Below are 818 nucleotides of genomic sequence, written 5' to 3'. Positions count from 1 at the left end.
GCAGCGCGGGACTAGACAGCGGCCGCTCATTTCTTAACAATCTCGATAAGTCTCGTCGGCAAAACCAATTTATTCCCAGTGGCAGGTAAACAACATGGAGCGCTTTACCAGCCCAATCGTAACGGTACTAGCGCTCTATGGTTTGTGGTGTGCTGCTGTTAATTTTGGATGGCTTTATATGTTGAGTTTAAAGTTTCCCAATTTCCAACAGAACCCAATTGTCAAAACCATAGAGACGCAAATTAAGAAGGATTTACAGCAAGGGAGGGGGAGACAGTTACCAACATCAAACCCATCCCCTAGTGCAACTCAAGGCCCTATACCTAGCAATTCCTTAAGTCCCTTGGTAGGAGTTGGTGGGAATGTTCAAACACCCTTTTTTAGCGGTGAGTACAACTTCAAATTAGGCGGTTCTAATGGAAAGCAACAGCAGCAACAGCAGCAATCCAAACAGCCAGACAATAGAGCGCCTGGTCGCTGATTACGAACAAGGTTATCTTAGCGAAGAAGTTTTAGCCCGTGCGATTGCAAATAGAGCTGACCAGGCTGGGTTAAATGCTGTTGATTTGGCTTTAGAATTTATGCTGATTGTGTTGGGGATTGTGGCGTTAGGTGTGGCAACTGTACAGCAACAAGCCCCAAATTCAACTCAAAGCAATACATCTCAAAGCGCTGCATCGGCTTGCGGTTCCTGGTTTCCAGCAAAGGCTGATTAACAAGTTGCCGCTCTATTGCATCAATAATGGTAACACACGCTGCTTTATCCAAGCACTCCATATCTTCGATCGCTTCTTCAGTAATCTCAATCGTGAACTTCA

General features: G+C 45.4%; 1 protein-coding gene and 1 pseudogene. One reads left to right on the top strand and one right to left on the bottom strand.

Annotated elements, in window-relative coordinates; translation table 11 throughout:
* Positions 1-94 precede the first annotated feature (94 nt).
* The gene (locus OSCIL6407_RS33235) at positions 95-481 is read left to right on the top strand and encodes a hypothetical protein (protein WP_007355826.1); all 387 of its coding nucleotides are present in this window, start codon (positions 95-97) and stop codon (positions 479-481) included.
* A 98-nt stretch (positions 482-579) separates the two neighbouring features.
* On the opposite strand, the pseudogene OSCIL6407_RS36605 reads toward OSCIL6407_RS33235, so the two are convergent.
* Positions 580-818, bottom strand: a pseudogene (locus OSCIL6407_RS36605) (hypothetical protein); the annotation flags it as partial.

Origin of the sequence: Kamptonema formosum PCC 6407 (genome assembly GCF_000332155.1) — a bacterium.
In the GTDB taxonomy this organism is placed as follows: Bacteria; Cyanobacteriota; Cyanobacteriia; order Cyanobacteriales; family Microcoleaceae; genus Kamptonema; species Kamptonema formosum.
The sequence above is the reverse complement of the archived record's forward strand: the minus strand, read 5'-3'. Positions and strand labels throughout refer to the sequence as shown.

Excerpts from the sequence above, each read along its gene's own strand:
- OSCIL6407_RS33235 (WP_007355826.1), top strand. The coding sequence starts at position 95 with ATGGAGCGCTTTACCAGCCCAATCGTAACGGTACTAGCGCTCTATGGT.